The following is a 15,253-nucleotide window of genomic DNA, read 5'->3' on the forward strand; positions in this document are numbered from 1 at the left end:
AATTCGGTGGGAGAGGGGGCGGAGGAGGGGTCGGCCGTTCGGCCGGAGTTCCCGGGTCGGCCGTCACGCCCGAGGCGCCAACGCCTCCCACCGCACCGTCACTTCCCCCTGGCGCCACCGCCGCGGGCCGTCCGTCAGCGGCCAGTCCGCCGCCAGGTCGCGCACGGAACGGATCCAGCGCTGGCGCGCGCCGAGCGAGGCGTACGGGGCGGCCGCGGCCCACGCCCGGTCGAAGTCCCGCAGGAAGGCGTGCACCGGCTCGCCCGGCACGTTCCGGTGGATCAGCGCCTTCGGCAGCCGCTCCGCCAGGTCGGAGGGACGGTCGAGCGAGCCGAGCCGGGTGGCGAAGGTCACGGTGCGGGGCCCCTCCGGACCGAGCGCCACCCAGACGTGCCGGCGCCCGATCTCGTCGCAGGTGCCCTCCACGAGCAGCCCGCCCGGGGCGAGCCGCCGGCACAGGCGCTCCCAGACGGCCGCGACCTGCTCCTCGTCGTACTGGCGCAGCACGTTCGCGGCCCGGACCAGGGCGACCCGGCCGGGGACCGGCACCTCGAAGCCGCCGTGCAGGAAGGAGAGCCCCTCGTGCTCGTACGGCCGGGCGGCCTCGACCCGGGCGGGCTCGATCTCGACGCCGTACAGCCGGGTGCGGGGTTCGGCGGTGCGCAGCCGGGCGAGCAGTTCGACGGCGGTCCAGGGGGCGGCCCCGTACCCGAGGTCGACGGCGAGGGGCGGCTCGGGGGAGCGGCGGAGGGCGGGCCCGTGGACGGCGGCGATCCAGCGGTCCATGCGGCGCAGCCGGTTCGGGTTGGTGGTCCCGCGGGTCGGGGTGCCGACGGGGCGGGTGGTGCGCGGGGCCATGCCAAGAGCGTAAGGGGTGCGGGGGAGGGGGCCGCGTGCTCCGTCCTCCGGCAATGAATTGGCAAAACGCCTCCGCCACCGGAAATGAAAGGGACCGTTCCGGTGTTGTCGCGGCTGGAGGACGTGCCGCGTCCTCCTGTCGCCATGCCCGACCCGGTACGACCCGGTCCGGCGCGGCCCGAAAACCGAAGACCGGCAGACCGAAGACCAGCAGACCAGCAGATCGAAAACCGAAGACCAGCAGACGACCGGCCGACGACCGGCCGAACGCACGCCGAAGACCGAAGGCCCCGGTCCGCGTCCCGACCCCGGCCCCGGTCCCGGCCCCCGAGCGGAAGGACCGCCGACGTGAGCCAGTACGTGTCCCGGTTCGCCGGTACCCGGCACCGGCACCCGGCGCCGGCCCGGCTCCGGCTTCCCGGCCGGCCCCGGCCCCCCCGGCGCGTGGCCATGCTCAGCGTCCACACCTCGCCGCTGCACCAGCCGGGCACCGGCGACGCGGGCGGCATGAACGTCTACATCGTCGAGCTGGCCAAGCGGCTCGCCGCCATCGACATCGAGGTGGAGATCTTCACCCGGGCCACCACCGGTGGCCTGCCCCCGGTGGTCGAGCTGACGCCGGGCGTGCTCGTGCGGCACGTCGACGCCGGCCCGTACGAGGGCCTGGCCAAGGAGGAGCTGCCGGCCCAGCTCTGCGCCTTCACGCACGGCGTGATGCAGGCGTGGGCGGGCCACCGCCCGGGGTACTACGACCTCGTCCACTCCCACTACTGGCTCTCCGGCCACGTCGGCTGGCTCGCCGCCCAGCGCTGGGGCGTCCCGCTCGTCCACGCCATGCACACCATGGCGAAGGTCAAGAACGCCTCGCTCGCCGAGGGCGACACGCCCGAGCCCGCGGCCCGCGTGATCGGCGAGACCCAGATCGTCTCCGCCGCCGACCGGCTGATCGCCAACACGGCCGAGGAGGCCGACGAGCTGGCCCGCTTCTACGACGCGGAGCCCGGCAAGGTCGCGGTCGTCCACCCGGGCGTCAACCTCGACCGCTTCCGCCCCGCCGACGGCCGCGCCGCGGCCCGGGACCGGCTCGGCCTGCCCCGGGACGCCTTCGTGCCGGTCTTCGCCGGCCGGATACAGCCGTTGAAGGCCCCGGACATCCTGCTCCGGGCGGCCGCCCGGCTCCTGGACCGGGACCCGTCGCTGCGCTCCCGCATGGTCGTCCCCGTGGTCGGCGGCCCGAGCGGCAGCGGCCTGGCCAAGCCGGAGGGGCTCCAGAAGCTCGCCGCCCGGCTCGGCATCGCGGACGTCGTGCGCTTCCACCCGCCGGTGGGCCAGGAGCGGCTCGCCGACTGGTTCCGCGCGGCCAGCGTCCTCGTCATGCCCTCGTACAGCGAGTCGTTCGGCCTGGTCGCCATAGAGGCGCAGGCGGCCGGCACCCCGGTCGTCGCGGCGGCGGTGGGCGGCCTGCCCGTGGCCGTGCGGGACGACGTGACCGGCTTCCTCGTGCAGGGCCACGACCCGGCGGACTACGCGCGGGCGCTCGGCCGCTTCGCGGACGACCCGGCCCTGTCGGACCGGATGGGCGAGGCGGCGGCGGCGCACGCGAGCTCCTTCGGCTGGGACACGGCGGCCTCGGCCACGGCGGACGTCTACACGGCCGCCGTGCACGACCACCGGCTGCGCGACAACCGGCGTCGCGTACGCTCCCACCATGGCTGAGGACAAGACCGCCGGGGACGTCAGGCAGACGATCGAGTCCACGCTCGACGACGCGGAACTGGAGTGGGAGTCCCCCGAACCGGGCTCCTACGTCGTCAAGCTCCCGGGCACGCGCAAGCTCTTCACGACGCTCTCCCTCCGCGCGGGCCGCCACTCCCTCTCCCTCAACGCCTTCGTCGTCCGCCACCCGGACGAGAACGAGGCGGGCGTCCACCGCTGGCTCCTGGAGCGCAACCTCAAGCTGTACGGGGTGGGTTACGCGATCGACGGCCTCGGCGACGTCTACCTCACCGGCAAGCTCCCGCTCGCCGCCGTCACGCCCGAGGAGCTGGACCGGCTGCTCGGCTCGGTCCTGGAGGCGGCGGACGGCGACTTCAACACGCTCCTGGAGCTGGGCTTCGCGACGTCGATCCGGCGCGAGTACGCGTGGCGGGTCTCGCGGGGGGAGTCGACCCGGAACCTGGACGCGTTCAAGAACCTGCTGGAGAAGTCTCCTACGGATACGAATACGAATACGGATACGGATACGGATACGAAGCCGACGGACTGAGCGCGTCCTTCCGCCCCTCCCCGTTCTCCCGGTACCGCCCCGGCGTGACCCCGAACTCGCGCCGGAACGCGTGCGAGAGCGCGTACGGCGTGCTGTAGCCGACGAGGCGGGCGACGGTGCCCAGCGGGTCCGTGCCGTTCCGGAGCAGGGCGGCGGCGCGGGTCAGCCGCCACCAGGTGAGGTACGCCATCGGGGCCCGGCCGACGCGGGCGGTGAAGCGGCGGACCAGGGTGGCGCGGGAGACGCCCGCCTCGGCCGCGAGCCGGTCGACGGTCCAGGGCGCGGCCGGGTCGGCGTGCAGGGCGCGCAGCGCGGCGGCGGCCACCGGGTCGCCGAGGGCCGCAGGCCAGACGCCGCCCGCGCTCCCGCCCGTACTCCCGTCCATCCAGGACCGGATCATGTAGACGAGCAGCAGGTCGAGCAGGCTGGGCAGGGCGATGCCGGACCCGGGCCGCTCGGCCTCCTCCTCACCCAGCTCGCCCGCCAACAGACTTACGGCGGAACGGAGTTCGGGGGAGGAGCCGTCGCGGTCCGGCAGGTGGACGAGGGAGGGGAGCTCGGCCAGGAGCGGGTGCGCGTGGCTGCGGTCGAGCCGGTACTTGCCGCAGAGCATCACCACCGCGGGCTCTCCCGGCCGGGGCGCGGGCACGGTCCGGCTCGCCGGATCCCCGTCGCCCCGGCGGACGAAGGGCTCGGCCCGCGCGACGGTCTCCGCGTCGGCGGGCGAGTCGGCGATCACGTGCCCGGTCCCGTGCGGGAGCAGCACGGCGTCTCCCGGCCCGAGCGCGACCGGGGCGCCGCCGTCGGGCAGCAGCCAGCAGGAGCCTTCGAGGAGGACGTGGAAGCCGGCGCCGTCGTACGGTTCGAGCCGCGCGCACCAGCGCCCGCCCGTCCGCAGCCGGTGGGAGAAGGGCCGCCCGACCCGTACGGCCGAGATCGCGTCGCTCACCACGTCCATGGCGGCACCGTACCGCCGACCCGGCGTGAGCCGTACGCGTATCCACGGGATCCGTACGGGCATTGAACGGCTCACCGAAGCCTCCCTAGGGTCGACGGCATGAGCGACGGCATGAGCGACGGCATGAGCGACGGCATGAGCGACGGCATGAGCGACGGCATGAGCGACGGCACGAGTGGCGACGGCACGAGCGAAGAGAAGGCGCGGCGCATGGTCCTGGGGGACGTCGAGATCATCCGGGTCGTGGAGTGGCGGGGCCCGTTCGGGCCCGCCCGCGACCTCGTGCCGGGGGCCGGGCCCGGTCTGTGGGAGGAGAACGAGGCGTGGCTGGTGCCGGACCACTGGAACCCGGCCGACGGCAGCGCGCAGATGGCGCTCCAGAGCTGGGTGCTGCGCAGCGGGGGGCTGACCGTCCTGGTCGACACGGGGGTGGGCGACGGGCGCGAGCGCCCGGGGGCGCCGCTCTTCCACCGGCGGCGGGACGGTTTCCTCGGGAGCCTGGAGCGGGCGGGCGTACGGCCCGAGGACGTGGACGTGGTCGTGAACACGCACCTGCACGCGGACCACGTCGGCTGGAACACCCGGCCCGGCGACGGGCCGGGCGAGTGGGTGCCGGCGTTCCCGAACGCCCGGTACCTCCTCCCGGCGGCCGACGACGCCCACTTCGGCCCGGGGAACGCGTACGGCGGCGGGCTGCGCGCGCAGGACCGGCTCGTCTACGAGGACAGCGTCGCGCCGGTGCACCGGGAGGGCCGGACGGTGCTGTGGGACGGGGAGCACCGCATCGACGGGAACCTGGTGCTGGAGTCGGCGCCCGGCCACACGCCCGGCTCCGCGGTGCTGCGGCTCGAATCCGGGGGAGACCGGGCGGTCTTCGTCGGGGACCTCGTCCACAGCCCCGTACAGCTCCTCGACCCCTCGCACGGAAGCTGCTTCTGCATGGACCCGGCGGGGGCGGAGGCGAGCCGCCGCCGGATCCTCGAACGGGCGGCGGACCGCCGGGAACTGGTCGTGCCCGCGCACTTCGGCGGGGCGGGAGCGGCCGAGGTGCGCAGGGAGGGCGGGGGCTTCGCCCTGAAGAACTGGGCGGAGTGGACGGGCCGGTGAGGCTCGGGGTCTGACGGCTCGGGCGCCGACGGATCAGGAGCTGACGGAGGAGTCCTCGGCGTCCCCGCCCTTCACGACGACGGGAGCGGGCGCGGGCGAGGCCAGGGGACCGGGCACGGGAACGGGGGCCCCGGTCTCCTCGGTCTCCTCCCCGAGGGCCTTCCGCAGCCGGGTGGCGTAACCGGCGGCGGCGAGGACGCCGATCACGGCGGTGGCCGCCCAGAGGACGCCGGGGCCGGGTCCGTCGACGATCGCGCCGGCGAGGACCGGGGCGACGAAACCGGCGACGGACCAGGAGATGCCCATGACGCCCTGGTAGCGGCCGCGGGCGTGCTCGGGGGCGAGGCGGGCGGTGGCGGCGGCGTTGGTCGGGACGTGGATCATCTCGCCGACGGTCCAGACGACCACGGTCGCGGCGAAGGCGACGGAGGAGCCGGCGAGGGCGGTGGCGCCGGTGCCGAGGCCGAAGAGGAGGGAGGAGAGGGCGAGGAGGAGGACGGGGGAGCGCTTGTCGGTGAGCTTGTTGACGAGGAGCTGGAAGCCGACGATGACGACGCCGTTGACGGCGATGACGACACCGTAGGAGGAGGGGGAGAGCCCCTGGTCGGCCATGGTCAGGGGAAGCCCGATCCACGGAGCGGTGAAGACCAGACAGACGAGGAGGTTGAGGAGGACGAGCGTCCGGAAGGGCGCGTCGCGCAGCACGGTGAGCGTGCTGACCTTCTCCTCGGCGGCGGACTTCCCCTCCTCCCGGGGCTGCCGTTCGGGCCGGGTCTCGGGGAGCCGGAGGAAGACGATGACGGCGCACAGGACGGTGGCGGCGGCGTCGACGACGAAGAGGGTGCGGTAGCCGAGGAAGGCCGCGGCGCCGCCGCCGATGGCGGCGACGGCGAAGCCGAGGTTGAGGGCCCAGTAGTTGAGGGCGTAGGCCCGGCGCACGTCGTGGGCGGGGACCATGTCGGCGATGGTGGCGTTGATGGGGGGCCGGACGGCCTGCATGGCGACGCCCATCAGCAGGACGACGACGGCGATGCCCCAGGCGCTGGTGACGACGGCGAGGGCGGCGGCGCAGGCGGCGCCCGCGAGGTGCATGGTGACCATGGTGGGGCGGCGGCCCCAGCGGTCGGTGAGCACGCCGCCGAGCGGGGAGCCGGCGATGCCGCCGAGACCGTGGAGGGCGACGACGAGCCCGGCGAACCAGGCGGAGTGCCCGAGTTCCAGGGTCAGGTAGAGGGAGAGGAAGGTGAGGACGAAGGCGCCGGTCCGGTTGACGAGGGTGGAGAGCCAGAGCCACCAGAAGCCGGGTGGAAGACCGGAGACCGTCTCGCGGGCCGATCGTCTGAGCGTACTGATGGACATGTGTGGCGCCCCCTGGCGTAAGTAAGCCCCTATACGGCTCTGCGTAACTTACGCATCTCTCATGCCGGACACCACTCAATTGACGACGCGCGTCGAGCGTCAGAGGTCGATTAGGCTCGTACGCATGGCCGACGCACCGTACAAGCTGATCCTCCTCCGCCACGGCGAGAGCGAGTGGAACGAGAAGAACCTGTTCACCGGATGGGTGGACGTGAACCTCACCGCGAAGGGCGAGAAGGAGGCGACGCGCGGCGGCGAGCTGCTCAAGGACGCCGGCCTGCTGCCCGACGTGCTGCACACCTCCCTCCAGAAGCGCGCCATCCGCACGGCGCAGCTCGCCCTCGAGTCGGCGGACCGCCACTGGATCCCGGTGAACCGCTCCTGGCGCCTGAACGAGCGCCACTACGGTGCGCTCCAGGGCAAGGACAAGGCGCAGACGCTCGCCGAGTTCGGCGAGGAGCAGTTCATGCTGTGGCGCCGCTCGTACGACACCCCGCCGCCGCCGCTGTCGGACGACAGCGAGTACTCGCAGGCGCACGACGCCCGCTACCAGACGATCCCGCCGGAGCTCCGCCCGCGCACGGAGTGCCTGAAGGACGTCGTCGAGCGGATGCTCCCGTACTGGTACGACAACATCGTCCCGGACCTCCTCACCGGCCGCACGGTCCTGGTCGCCGCCCACGGCAACAGCCTCCGCGCCCTGGTCAAGCACCTGGACGACGTCTCGGACGCCGACATCGCGGGCCTCAACATCCCGACCGGCATCCCCCTCGTCTACGAGCTCGACGAGAACTTCAAGCCCCTCAACCCGGGCGGCACGTACCTCGACCCGGAGGCGGCGGCCGCGGCGATCGAGGCCGTGAAGAACCAGGGCAAGAAGAAGTAGCCCGCGTGATCGGCCCCCCGCCCGCGGATTCTCCGCCGGCGGGGGGCTGACGCGTTCCGTGGGCCGTCCATGCGCCGTCGGCCCCGTGTCTCAGAGGGACACGAGGGACACGAAGGACACGCGCGCCGTTCCGCCGGTGGCGGAACGGCGACCGGACCGGGCCGGACGCTCACTACAGTCCCGCCCCATGACGACGATCACGACAATCACGACGCGTACGGTCGCGTACCCGGCGGACGGTCTGACGATGGTCGGGCACCTCGCGCTACCGGCCGGTGACGGCCGCCGGCCCGCGGTGCTGCTCGGACCGGAGGGCATGGGGCTCAGCGACGTCGAGCGCCGCCGGGCCGACGCCCTCGCCGAGCTGGGATACGTAGCGCTGGCCTTCGACCTTCACGGCGGGCGCTATCTGGGCGACCCCGAGGAGATGCTGGCCCGCTGTCTGCCGCTGCTCGCCGACCCCGACCGGATGCGGGGCATCGGCCGTGCGGCACTCGACGTGTTGCGCGCCGAACCGAGGGCCGACCCCGACCGGATCGCCGTCGTCGGCTACGGCACCGGGGGCGCCGTCGGGCTGGAACTCGGGCGCGCCGGCGTCGACCTGCGCGCGATCGGGACGGTCAACGCGACCACGACGGGCCGTCCGGGCGAGGCGGCGCGGATCCGCTGCCCGGTGTGGGCCGGGGTCGGGTCGGAGGACCCGATCATGCCGCCTGCGCAACGGGAGGCGTTCACCGCCGAGATGCAGGCCGCGGGCGTCGACTGGCGCCTCACGGTCTACGGCGGCGCCCTGCACGCCTTCCACCACCCGCCGGTCGACCACCCCACGGTCCCCGGCGTCGGCCACCACCCCCGGCACGCGCGGCGAGCCTGGCGCGACGTCGTCGACCTGCTCGCCGAGTGCCTGCCGGTGACGGGGGATCCGGGGGCGTGACCCGGCCACCCGGCCGCGCCCCGCCGTGGGCCCGTCGAGAATCCGGTTGCCGTTCCGTCCCGGCGGCCGGCCATACTCCCGCATGAGCAGGTTCGCCGAAGTCATCGTGCTGGCGTGCGGTGCGGAAGAGGTCATGGAGCCGCTGACCCGGCCGGACGACAGCCGGAAGTGGTCGGGATGTTTCACCGACATCGGCCACGGCATGTTCGGCGGCTGGGCCATCGAGTTCGTGCGGCGGTGCCGGTGGATCGGACTGCTTGAGCACCTCGAATCGTTGCCCTGGCCGTCACCGCACTCGGTGCAGGTACTGGTGCACGACGAGGAGGACGAGTGCTTCGGCCTGTGGATGATCCACGACGGCCGGCTCGTCGAGGTGCCTCTGCCGCGCACCCGCCGGGCCTTCTGGCCGAACCACCACACGGGCGAGCTCGATCCGGACGACCCGGCATCCTCATCCGCACGGACGGCCCCGGCGGATGGCCCGAAGAAGACCGAGCGTCACCGCGACGAGACACCCGTGACAGCCGGTTGAGCGGTGAGTACCTCACCGAGTGACGACGCCGAAGGGCGGCGGCGGTGACCGTTCCGTCGACGGAAAGCCCGATTCCGGTCAGGCCCCGCCAGGACCGTCGGCGACGCCGAAGTGGTGGGAGACCTCGTCGAGCGTGAAGCGGGCGCGGAGCTTGCAGGCGGAGTTCTGGTTGGCGAAGAAGCCCGGACGCCACAGGGCCCGCTCGCGGGGTACGGCGCGTTCCCACGTGACCGGGACGACCCACTCGCGCCGGTCCTCCCCGTCCTGCGGCGCGTCCGGCCCGGCCGGACGGTACGCGCCCGTCAAGGGCAGCTCGGCCATGCGGCGCTCCTCGCCGTCCACGGTGAGGAGGGCGTCCTCGAAGGGCTGCGCCTCGCCCGACACCGTGCCGACCCCCACGTACCCGACCTTCGGGATGTGGGTGAACACGCGCGCGCCGACCGGCAGGGAGCGGATCGTGCGGGAGAACCACTCCCCGCCGCCGGCCGACACGAAGCCGTAGCGGCGCGCGTCGTCCCAGCTCCGGCCCTCGCGCTCGTCGCCGAACGAGACGTACCAGTCCGTCCCGTTCCAGGGTTCCTGCTTTCCGCGCGCCTTCGCCCCCGCCGACGGCGCCGCCGCCTCCGCGTCGTCGATCAGCCAGGTGCGCGCCAGATAGGAGCGCCCCTCGTCCTCGAAGTACCGGAAGAAGAGGACGTTGACCGGCACCTGGAACCCGGAGGCCAGATAGCCGACGATCCGCTCCGTCGCCGCGTCGACCTCGCTCGCGACGATCGTCAGGGAGTGGGTGGAGTTCAGGGCCTCCGGCGGGCTGCCGCCGAACCGCAGCGCGAAGGCCTCGTCCAGCTCCTCCGGCAGGTTTCGCTCGCGGGCGTACGCGCCGTAGATGTCGCGCACCTGCTCGTTGGACAGCTCCTGGACCCAGGAGCCGTAGTCGAGGAGCTGCGCGACCACGTCACGGGGCGTGCGGTCCCGCTTGAGTTCGAGCACGTGCAGGCTCCCCTCGGCGTCCATGCCGAGCAGGTCCACGAACTTCCCGTGCGAATTCGGTACTTGACGGCCGATCAGCATCAGCGGTGTCCCCAGGATCTCCGGATCCGCCTCGATCAGCCCTTCGAGCCGGGACTCCAGCGGCATCGGCCGCGTGACGACCCGTACGGGCTTGTCGTCCACCCGCCACAGTCCGAATTCCAGCGGCATGCGTGCGCTTCCCTTCGCTCAGAACTCCTCGCAGGCCTTCTCCCGGAAGTCCTCCAGCGGCACCGTCCCGACCATGTCGTCCGACCCGTACCGCACCTGACCGGGGGTCAGGAGCTCCAGGTCCTTCGTCGTGAACGAGACGCCGGAAGTCGACCAGGAGTCGTCCTCGGTCCAGCCGTACAACCTGTACACCTGCCCGGGCGCCAGTCGCCCGAACGGTTTCTCCACGGTCCATCCGTCGCCGGGGGAGGCCAGGGACCAGGTGATGAGGCCGGTGAGCGGGGCGCCGTGCCTCCAGACGCCCAGGTCCTTCTGCGCCTCGGGGTCCTCGGCGTCGGCGTACAGCGTCGCCCCGTCGACGTGCTCCTCGCACATCGCGATCACCCCGACCGGCGAACCGTCCCTCCCCACCGTCACCCCCGCGACGCCCGCGATCGGCACCGTGCAGCCGGAGAGGAGCGACACCGCGCCCACGGCGGCGGTGGCGACGAGCGGAGCACGGCGTATCGGCATGGGCGCATTCTGGCGTACGGGAGGACACGCGCGGGGGGGCATCGATCGGAGGAGCGTAAATCGGACGACGGATCCGTACGCCCCCGCTAGCGTCCGCATCATGAGCAGCGCCCCCGGCACCCCCGGTACGTCACTCCGCCTGGAGCAGGTCACCCCCGCCACCGTTGACGCCACCCTCGACCTCCGCGTCCACCCCCACCAGGAGCGGAACGTCGCGCCCGTCGTGCGGTCCCTCGCCGAGGCCTACGCCTTCGGCGAGGCCGCCTGGCCCCGGCTGATCCTCGACGGGGAGCGGCTCGTCGGGTTCCTCATGGCCTTCCTCGACCTCCCGTGGAGCGAGGAGGACCCCGGCGACCGGCGCAGCGGCCTCTGGCGGCTCAACATCTCCGCCGACGCGCAGGGCGAGGGGTACGGGCGCTTCGCCGTCCTCTCCGTCGCCGACGAACTGCGGCGGCGCGGTGTGCGGCGGATGTACGTGACCTGGCAGCCCGGCGACGACGGGCCCGGCGCGTTCTACCGCCGGCTCGGATTCCGCACCACCGGGGAGACGAGCGGACAGCAGGTCGTCGGCGTGCTCGACCTGTAAGGAAAGAGAGGGAGGGGTGCGGCAAGCCGCACCCCTCCCGTACGCGTGAACCCGCACGCGTGAACCCGCACGCGTGAACCCGCACGCGCAGGTTCCCGTCCGCGTCAGCCCGAGCAGCCCCCGCACTGGCACGGCCCGCCCGACTGGCAGCCGCAGCCGCAGCCCGAGCCGCAGCCGCAGGCGCCGAGGACGGGCAGCAGGACCGCCTCGCGCGGCGGCTCCGTCCCGGAGTCGGTCGTCATCGGGGAATCGGCCATGGGGTCCCTCCCTTTCGAGGCGCGGATCGCCTCCCCCCATTGCATGCCCACCCGCACCGGCGCATCAACGGCGCACCGGAGTCCGTGCGACCACGCGCCCCCCGCAGGACCTACGCGCCCTCCACCGGCGCGTCCGCCGCCTGGAGGTCGTCCGCGTGCTCGCCCGTCACCAGGTACACCACCCGCTTCGCCACCGACACCGCGTGGTCCGCGAACCGCTCGTAGTACCGGCCGAGCAGCGTCACGTCCACCGCCGTCTCGATGCCGTGCTTCCACCGGTCGTCCATCAGGTGCCGGAACAGCGTCCGGTGCAGCAGGTCCATCTCGTCGTCGTCCTGCTCCAGCTGGAGCGCCAGGTCGACGTCCTTCGTGATGATGACCTCCGCCGCCTTCGCCATCAGGCGCTGCGCGAGCTGCCCCATCTCCAGGATGGTCGCGTGCAGGTCCCGCGGCACCGCCGCCTCCGGGAACCGCAGCCGCGCCAGCTTCGCGACGTGCTGCGCCAGGTCGCCCGAGCGCTCCAGGTCGGCGCTCATCCGCAGCGAGGTCACCACGATCCGCAGGTCCGTCGCCACCGGCTGCTGGCGGGCGAGCAGTGCTATCGCCCGCGCCTCCAGGTCGTGCTGGAGGTCGTCGACCTTCTGGTCCGCCGCGATCACGCTCTCCGCGAGCTTCAGGTCCGCGTCGAGCATCGCCGTCGTGGCGCGCCCGATCGCCGACCCGACGAGCCGGGCCATCTCGACCAGGCTCTCTCCGATCGAGTCCAGTTCCTCGTGGTACGCGTCCCGCATGGATGTCCCTCTCTACGCAAAGCTGCAAAGCTCCGGAGGCTCTGGGGGCTCCGGAGGCCCCGGGGTACGGGTGGGGTCCGAACCCCACGCTCCCACGTTCGGCCCCCTACGCGTCCGGCTCCACCCCCTCGTGTGAACCGCCCCCGTCCCCCAGGTGAACTCTGGGCGACGCACGCCACCGCGCCCCCCGGGACAAGTGAACCGGCCGGGTCTCCACGGTGAACTCTGGGCGACGACTGTTCGAGCAGCCACTCGGACGGCTGGGAGAGTGTCCGGAAGCCCGCATAACCTTGGGGCATGGACGTGAACGCGGCGGTCGCCGCATTGGCAGCGATCGCCGGCGTGTGCACCGGCGTGATCGCCGTGCTGGCGTTCCGCTGGAGCGAACGCGACCAGACGCGACCCACCCGTACCTCGCTGCACACCGACGCCGTGCTCCCGCCCGGCGTCGACACCGTGCTGTCCGTACTGCGCTCCTCCGCCGTCGTCCTCGACGAGAGCGACTCCGTGGTGAAGGCCAGCTCGGCGGCGTACGCGCTCGGTCTGGTCCGCGGCGGCAAGCTGGCCGTCGAGCCCATGCTCAACATGGCCCGCGACACCCGCCGCGACGGAGAGATACGGCAGGTCGAACTGGACCTGCCCCGGCGCGGCACCGGACGCGGCGAGGCCCTCGCCGTCTCCGCCCGGGTCGCCCCGCTGGGCTCCCGGCTCGTACTGCTCCTGGTCGAGGACCTCACCGAGGCCCGGCGCATCGAGGCGGTGCGGAGGGACTTCGTCGCCAACGTCAGCCATGAGCTGAAGACGCCCACGGGCGCGCTCTCCTTGCTCTCCGAGGCGGTCATGGACGCCTCGGACGACCCCGAGGCGGTCACCCGCTTCGCCGGCCGGATGCAGATCGAGGCGACCCGTCTCACCAACCTCGTACAGGAGCTGATCGACCTCTCCCGCGTGCAGAACGACGATCCGCTGGAGGACTCCGAGCCGGTGTCCGTGGACGAGCTGGTCGCCGAGGCGATCGACCGCTCCCGGCACACCGCCACCACCAAGCAGATCACGATGGCCTCCGGGGGCTCGGCCGGACTGCACGTCTGGGGCAGCCGCGGCCAGCTCGCCGCCGCCCTCGGCAACCTCGTCGAGAACGCCGTCAACTACTCACCGGCCCACACCCGCGTCGGCATCGCGGCCCGCAAGATCGCCGCGCCCGGCGGCGACCTCATCGAGATAGCCGTCACCGACCAGGGCATCGGCATCCCCGACAAGGACAAGGAGCGCGTCTTCGAGCGCTTCTACCGCGTCGACCCCGCCCGCTCCCGTGCCACCGGCGGCACGGGCCTGGGCCTCGCCATCGTGAAGCACGTGGCCGCCTCGCACGGCGGGGAGGTCACCGTCTGGAGCACCGAGGGTCAGGGCTCCACCTTCACCCTGCGGCTGCCCGAGGCGGGCTCCGCACGGGACCGCCGGCCCGCCTCCCCCACCCCCGATCTCATGACCGAACCGCTTCCCGCCCCGGAGGTCCTTCCGTGACCCGAGTGCTCGTCGTCGAGGATGAGGAATCCTTCAGCGACGCCCTGTCGTACATGCTCCGCAAAGAGGGCTTCGAGGTCGCCGTCGCGGCGACCGGGCCCGATGGCCTCGACGAGTTCGAGCGCAACGGAGCCGACCTCGTCCTCCTCGACCTGATGCTTCCGGGCCTTCCCGGTACCGAGGTGTGCCGCCAGCTGCGCGGCCGCTCGAACGTCCCGGTGATCATGGTGACCGCCAAGGACAGCGAGATCGACAAGGTCGTCGGCCTGGAGATAGGGGCCGACGACTACGTGACCAAGCCCTTCTCCTCGCGGGAGCTGGTCGCCCGCATCCGCGCGGTGCTGCGCCGCCGCGGCGAGCCGGAGGAGGTCACCCCGGCGGCCCTGGAGGCCGGCCCGGTCCGCATGGACGTCGACCGGCACGTGGTGACGGTCTCCGGCGGCAAGGTCGACCTGCCCCTGAAGGAGTTCGACCTCCTGGAGATGCTGCTGCGCAACGCGGGCCGCGTGCTGACCCGCATGCAGCTCATCGACCGGGTGTGGGGCGCGGACTACGTCGGCGACACCAAGACCCTCGACGTCCACGTCAAGCGCCTGCGCGCCAAGATCGAGCCGGACCCGGGCGCCCCGCGCTACCTGGTGACGGTCCGGGGCCTGGGCTACAAGTTCGAGCCGTAGAACGGGCGCCCCGCGCCACCTGGTGACGGTCCGGGGCCCGGGCCACAAGTTCGAGCCGTAGAGACCCGCCGTACGAATACGTGAGAGGGGCGCCCCCCTGGTGGGGGGCGCCCCTCTCACGTGCGTACGAGGGTCAGTGACCGGCCTCGTGGCTCGCCTCGCCCGACGGCGTCGCGGAGCCCTCGGCGCCGTGCCCGGCGCCCTCCTCGCCGTGCTCCGAGCCGTGACCGGCCTCGCCCGACGGGGACGCCGAGGCGGTCGGCGTGGCGCCCGGGGGAGCGGGGACGACCTCCGGGCCGAACTCCTTGAAGTAGCTGTCCGCGGGGACGACGAAGGCCTCCAGGGCCACCTCGCCGGTCCGGCTCAGCTTGAAGACGACCTTCTGCGCGTCGCCGAGGCGGGCGGACTCGGTGCCGTTCTCGATCACGGCGGTGGCGTTGCCCGCGCCGCCGATGACGACGGAGCCGTTGGCCGGGACGGTGATCGCGCCGGAGCGGCCGGCCGCCGTCAGCTTCACGGTCGCACTCGAACCCGGCAGGGTGATGGCGTCGAGGGTCTGCGGCTGGGAGCCGTTGTTGAAGACCGTGGCCGATACGGCCGCCGGACCCTTGACGCCGATCTCGGGCTGGGTGATGACCAGGGCGTTCTGGATCTTGACGTCGTCCACGGTGACGGCGGCGTTGTCGGGCCGGACGCCGAGCGTCTGCGCGTCGTTGCCCGCCCCACAGGCGGACAGCGCGGCGACGGAGAACACGAGGGCGGTGGCGGCGAGGACGCCGCGTCGAAGGCTGCGGCTCACGGCGGC

17 protein-coding genes are annotated in these 15,253 nt (G+C 73.1%); 9 read left to right on the forward strand and 8 right to left on the reverse strand.

All coding sequences use genetic code 11. The features are described 5' to 3' along the window. Positions 1–63: 63 nt before the first annotated feature. Positions 64–858 carry a class I SAM-dependent methyltransferase gene (locus AB0398_RS17555; RefSeq protein WP_366376015.1) on the reverse strand — a complete coding sequence of 265 codons (795 nt, stop codon included), beginning with the start codon at positions 856–858 and terminating at the stop codon, positions 64–66. Positions 859–1,206: 348 nt separating this feature from the next. Between AB0398_RS17555 and mshA the strand changes: the two genes are divergently transcribed. Both mshA and AB0398_RS17565 read left to right on the forward strand, forming a co-directional pair. Continuing rightward, positions 1,207–2,574: a D-inositol-3-phosphate glycosyltransferase gene (gene mshA, locus AB0398_RS17560; protein ID WP_366376016.1), complete on the forward strand. Its 1,368-nt coding sequence runs from the start codon at positions 1,207–1,209 to the stop codon at positions 2,572–2,574. Next, positions 2,567–3,124 carry a YbjN domain-containing protein gene (locus tag AB0398_RS17565; RefSeq protein WP_366376018.1) on the forward strand — a complete coding sequence of 186 codons (558 nt, stop codon included), beginning with the start codon at positions 2,567–2,569 and terminating at the stop codon, positions 3,122–3,124. Before mshA ends, AB0398_RS17565 begins: the two co-directional genes overlap by 8 nt. Here AB0398_RS17565 and AB0398_RS17570 read toward each other — a convergent pair. Further along, entirely contained in the window at positions 3,069–4,082 is a 1,014-nt protein-coding gene (locus tag AB0398_RS17570) for an AraC family transcriptional regulator (RefSeq protein WP_366376019.1), read from the reverse strand. The two genes, AB0398_RS17565 and AB0398_RS17570, sit on opposite strands and share 56 nt — an antisense overlap. A 159-nt stretch (positions 4,083–4,241) precedes the next feature. Here AB0398_RS17570 and AB0398_RS17575 point away from each other — a divergent pair, with 159 nt between their 5' ends. Beyond that, the gene (locus AB0398_RS17575; protein ID WP_366376418.1) at positions 4,242–5,189 is read left to right on the forward strand and encodes an MBL fold metallo-hydrolase; all 948 of its coding nucleotides are present in this window, start codon (positions 4,242–4,244) and stop codon (positions 5,187–5,189) included. Positions 5,190–5,222: 33 nt separating this feature from the next. Here the strand turns inward: AB0398_RS17575 and AB0398_RS17580 are convergent, their stop codons facing one another. Further along, positions 5,223–6,548 carry an MFS transporter gene (locus AB0398_RS17580; RefSeq protein WP_366376020.1) on the reverse strand — a complete coding sequence of 442 codons (1,326 nt, stop codon included), beginning with the start codon at positions 6,546–6,548 and terminating at the stop codon, positions 5,223–5,225. A 124-nt stretch (positions 6,549–6,672) separates the two neighbouring features. Here AB0398_RS17580 and AB0398_RS17585 point away from each other — a divergent pair, with 124 nt between their 5' ends. The 3 genes from AB0398_RS17585 to AB0398_RS17595 all read left to right on the forward strand — a co-directional run bounded on the left by AB0398_RS17585 (position 6,673) and on the right by AB0398_RS17595 (position 8,900). Continuing rightward, positions 6,673–7,434, forward strand: coding sequence for a phosphoglyceromutase (locus tag AB0398_RS17585; protein WP_366376022.1), 762 nt, complete (start codon positions 6,673–6,675; stop codon positions 7,432–7,434). A gap of 196 nt (positions 7,435–7,630) precedes the next feature. Next, positions 7,631–8,368, forward strand: a complete 738-nt coding sequence (locus AB0398_RS17590) for a dienelactone hydrolase family protein (protein WP_366376420.1) — start codon at positions 7,631–7,633, stop codon at positions 8,366–8,368. Positions 8,369–8,450: 82 nt separating this feature from the next. After that, the gene (locus AB0398_RS17595; RefSeq protein WP_366376024.1) at positions 8,451–8,900 is read left to right on the forward strand and encodes a hypothetical protein; all 450 of its coding nucleotides are present in this window, start codon (positions 8,451–8,453) and stop codon (positions 8,898–8,900) included. A gap of 78 nt (positions 8,901–8,978) precedes the next feature. Here the strand turns inward: AB0398_RS17595 and AB0398_RS17600 are convergent, their stop codons facing one another. Further along, entirely contained in the window at positions 8,979–10,100 is a 1,122-nt protein-coding gene (locus AB0398_RS17600) for an endonuclease NucS domain-containing protein (RefSeq protein WP_366376026.1), read from the reverse strand. A gap of 18 nt (positions 10,101–10,118) precedes the next feature. Further along, complete coding sequence (locus AB0398_RS17605; RefSeq protein WP_366376028.1) at positions 10,119–10,613, reverse strand: hypothetical protein; 495 nt, start codon at positions 10,611–10,613, stop codon at positions 10,119–10,121. 100 nt (positions 10,614–10,713) lie between these two features. Here AB0398_RS17605 and AB0398_RS17610 point away from each other — a divergent pair, with 100 nt between their 5' ends. Continuing rightward, entirely contained in the window at positions 10,714–11,199 is a 486-nt protein-coding gene (locus tag AB0398_RS17610; RefSeq protein ID WP_366376030.1) for a GNAT family N-acetyltransferase, read from the forward strand. 104 nt (positions 11,200–11,303) lie between these two features. On the opposite strand, the gene AB0398_RS17615 is transcribed toward AB0398_RS17610, so the two are convergent. After that, the gene (locus tag AB0398_RS17615; RefSeq protein WP_366376031.1) at positions 11,304–11,456 is read right to left on the reverse strand and encodes a hypothetical protein; all 153 of its coding nucleotides are present in this window, start codon (positions 11,454–11,456) and stop codon (positions 11,304–11,306) included. A 110-nt stretch (positions 11,457–11,566) separates the two neighbouring features. Continuing rightward, positions 11,567–12,247, reverse strand: coding sequence for a phosphate signaling complex protein PhoU (gene phoU / locus AB0398_RS17620; RefSeq protein WP_366376032.1), 681 nt, complete (start codon positions 12,245–12,247; stop codon positions 11,567–11,569). Between the two features lie 297 nt (positions 12,248–12,544). On the opposite strand from phoU, the gene AB0398_RS17625 reads away from it, so the two are divergent. Both AB0398_RS17625 and AB0398_RS17630 read left to right on the forward strand, forming a co-directional pair. Continuing rightward, on the forward strand, positions 12,545–13,771 hold the full coding sequence (locus AB0398_RS17625) for an ATP-binding protein (RefSeq protein WP_366376033.1): 1,227 nt from the start codon (positions 12,545–12,547) through the stop codon (positions 13,769–13,771). Further along, positions 13,768–14,448: a response regulator transcription factor gene (locus AB0398_RS17630; protein WP_017242433.1), complete on the forward strand. Its 681-nt coding sequence runs from the start codon at positions 13,768–13,770 to the stop codon at positions 14,446–14,448. Before AB0398_RS17625 ends, AB0398_RS17630 begins: the two co-directional genes overlap by 4 nt. 133 nt (positions 14,449–14,581) lie before the next feature. On the opposite strand, the gene AB0398_RS17635 is transcribed toward AB0398_RS17630, so the two are convergent. Continuing rightward, positions 14,582–15,247, reverse strand: coding sequence for a DUF461 domain-containing protein (locus tag AB0398_RS17635; protein WP_366376035.1), 666 nt, complete (start codon positions 15,245–15,247; stop codon positions 14,582–14,584). Positions 15,248–15,253: the final 6 nt, after the last annotated feature.

Origin of the sequence: Streptomyces sp. NPDC086147, from assembly GCF_040702165.1 — a bacterium.
Taxonomy (GTDB): Bacteria; Actinomycetota; Actinomycetes; order Streptomycetales; family Streptomycetaceae; genus Streptomyces.

Bases quoted from the DNA above. Each gene is read 5' to 3' on its own strand.
- AB0398_RS17585 (WP_366376022.1), top strand. From the start codon at position 6,673: ATGGCCGACGCACCGTACAAGCTGATCCTCCTCCGCCACGGCGAGAGC.
- AB0398_RS17555 (WP_366376015.1), bottom strand. From the start codon at position 858: ATGGCCCCGCGCACCACCCGCCCCGTCGGCACCCCGACCCGCGGGACC.
- AB0398_RS17605 (WP_366376028.1), bottom strand. From the start codon at position 10,613: ATGCCGATACGCCGTGCTCCGCTCGTCGCCACCGCCGCCGTGGGCGCG.
- AB0398_RS17570 (WP_366376019.1), bottom strand. From the start codon at position 4,082: ATGGACGTGGTGAGCGACGCGATCTCGGCCGTACGGGTCGGGCGGCCC.
- AB0398_RS17625 (WP_366376033.1), top strand. From the start codon at position 12,545: ATGGACGTGAACGCGGCGGTCGCCGCATTGGCAGCGATCGCCGGCGTG.
- AB0398_RS17565 (WP_366376018.1), top strand. From the start codon at position 2,567: ATGGCTGAGGACAAGACCGCCGGGGACGTCAGGCAGACGATCGAGTCC.
- AB0398_RS17595 (WP_366376024.1), top strand. From the start codon at position 8,451: ATGAGCAGGTTCGCCGAAGTCATCGTGCTGGCGTGCGGTGCGGAAGAG.
- AB0398_RS17610 (WP_366376030.1), top strand. From the start codon at position 10,714: ATGAGCAGCGCCCCCGGCACCCCCGGTACGTCACTCCGCCTGGAGCAG.
- AB0398_RS17600 (WP_366376026.1), bottom strand. From the start codon at position 10,100: ATGCCGCTGGAATTCGGACTGTGGCGGGTGGACGACAAGCCCGTACGG.
- AB0398_RS17580 (WP_366376020.1), bottom strand. From the start codon at position 6,548: ATGTCCATCAGTACGCTCAGACGATCGGCCCGCGAGACGGTCTCCGGT.
- AB0398_RS17575 (WP_366376418.1), top strand. From the start codon at position 4,242: ATGAGCGACGGCACGAGTGGCGACGGCACGAGCGAAGAGAAGGCGCGG.
- AB0398_RS17615 (WP_366376031.1), bottom strand. From the start codon at position 11,456: ATGGCCGATTCCCCGATGACGACCGACTCCGGGACGGAGCCGCCGCGC.
- phoU (WP_366376032.1), bottom strand. From the start codon at position 12,247: ATGCGGGACGCGTACCACGAGGAACTGGACTCGATCGGAGAGAGCCTG.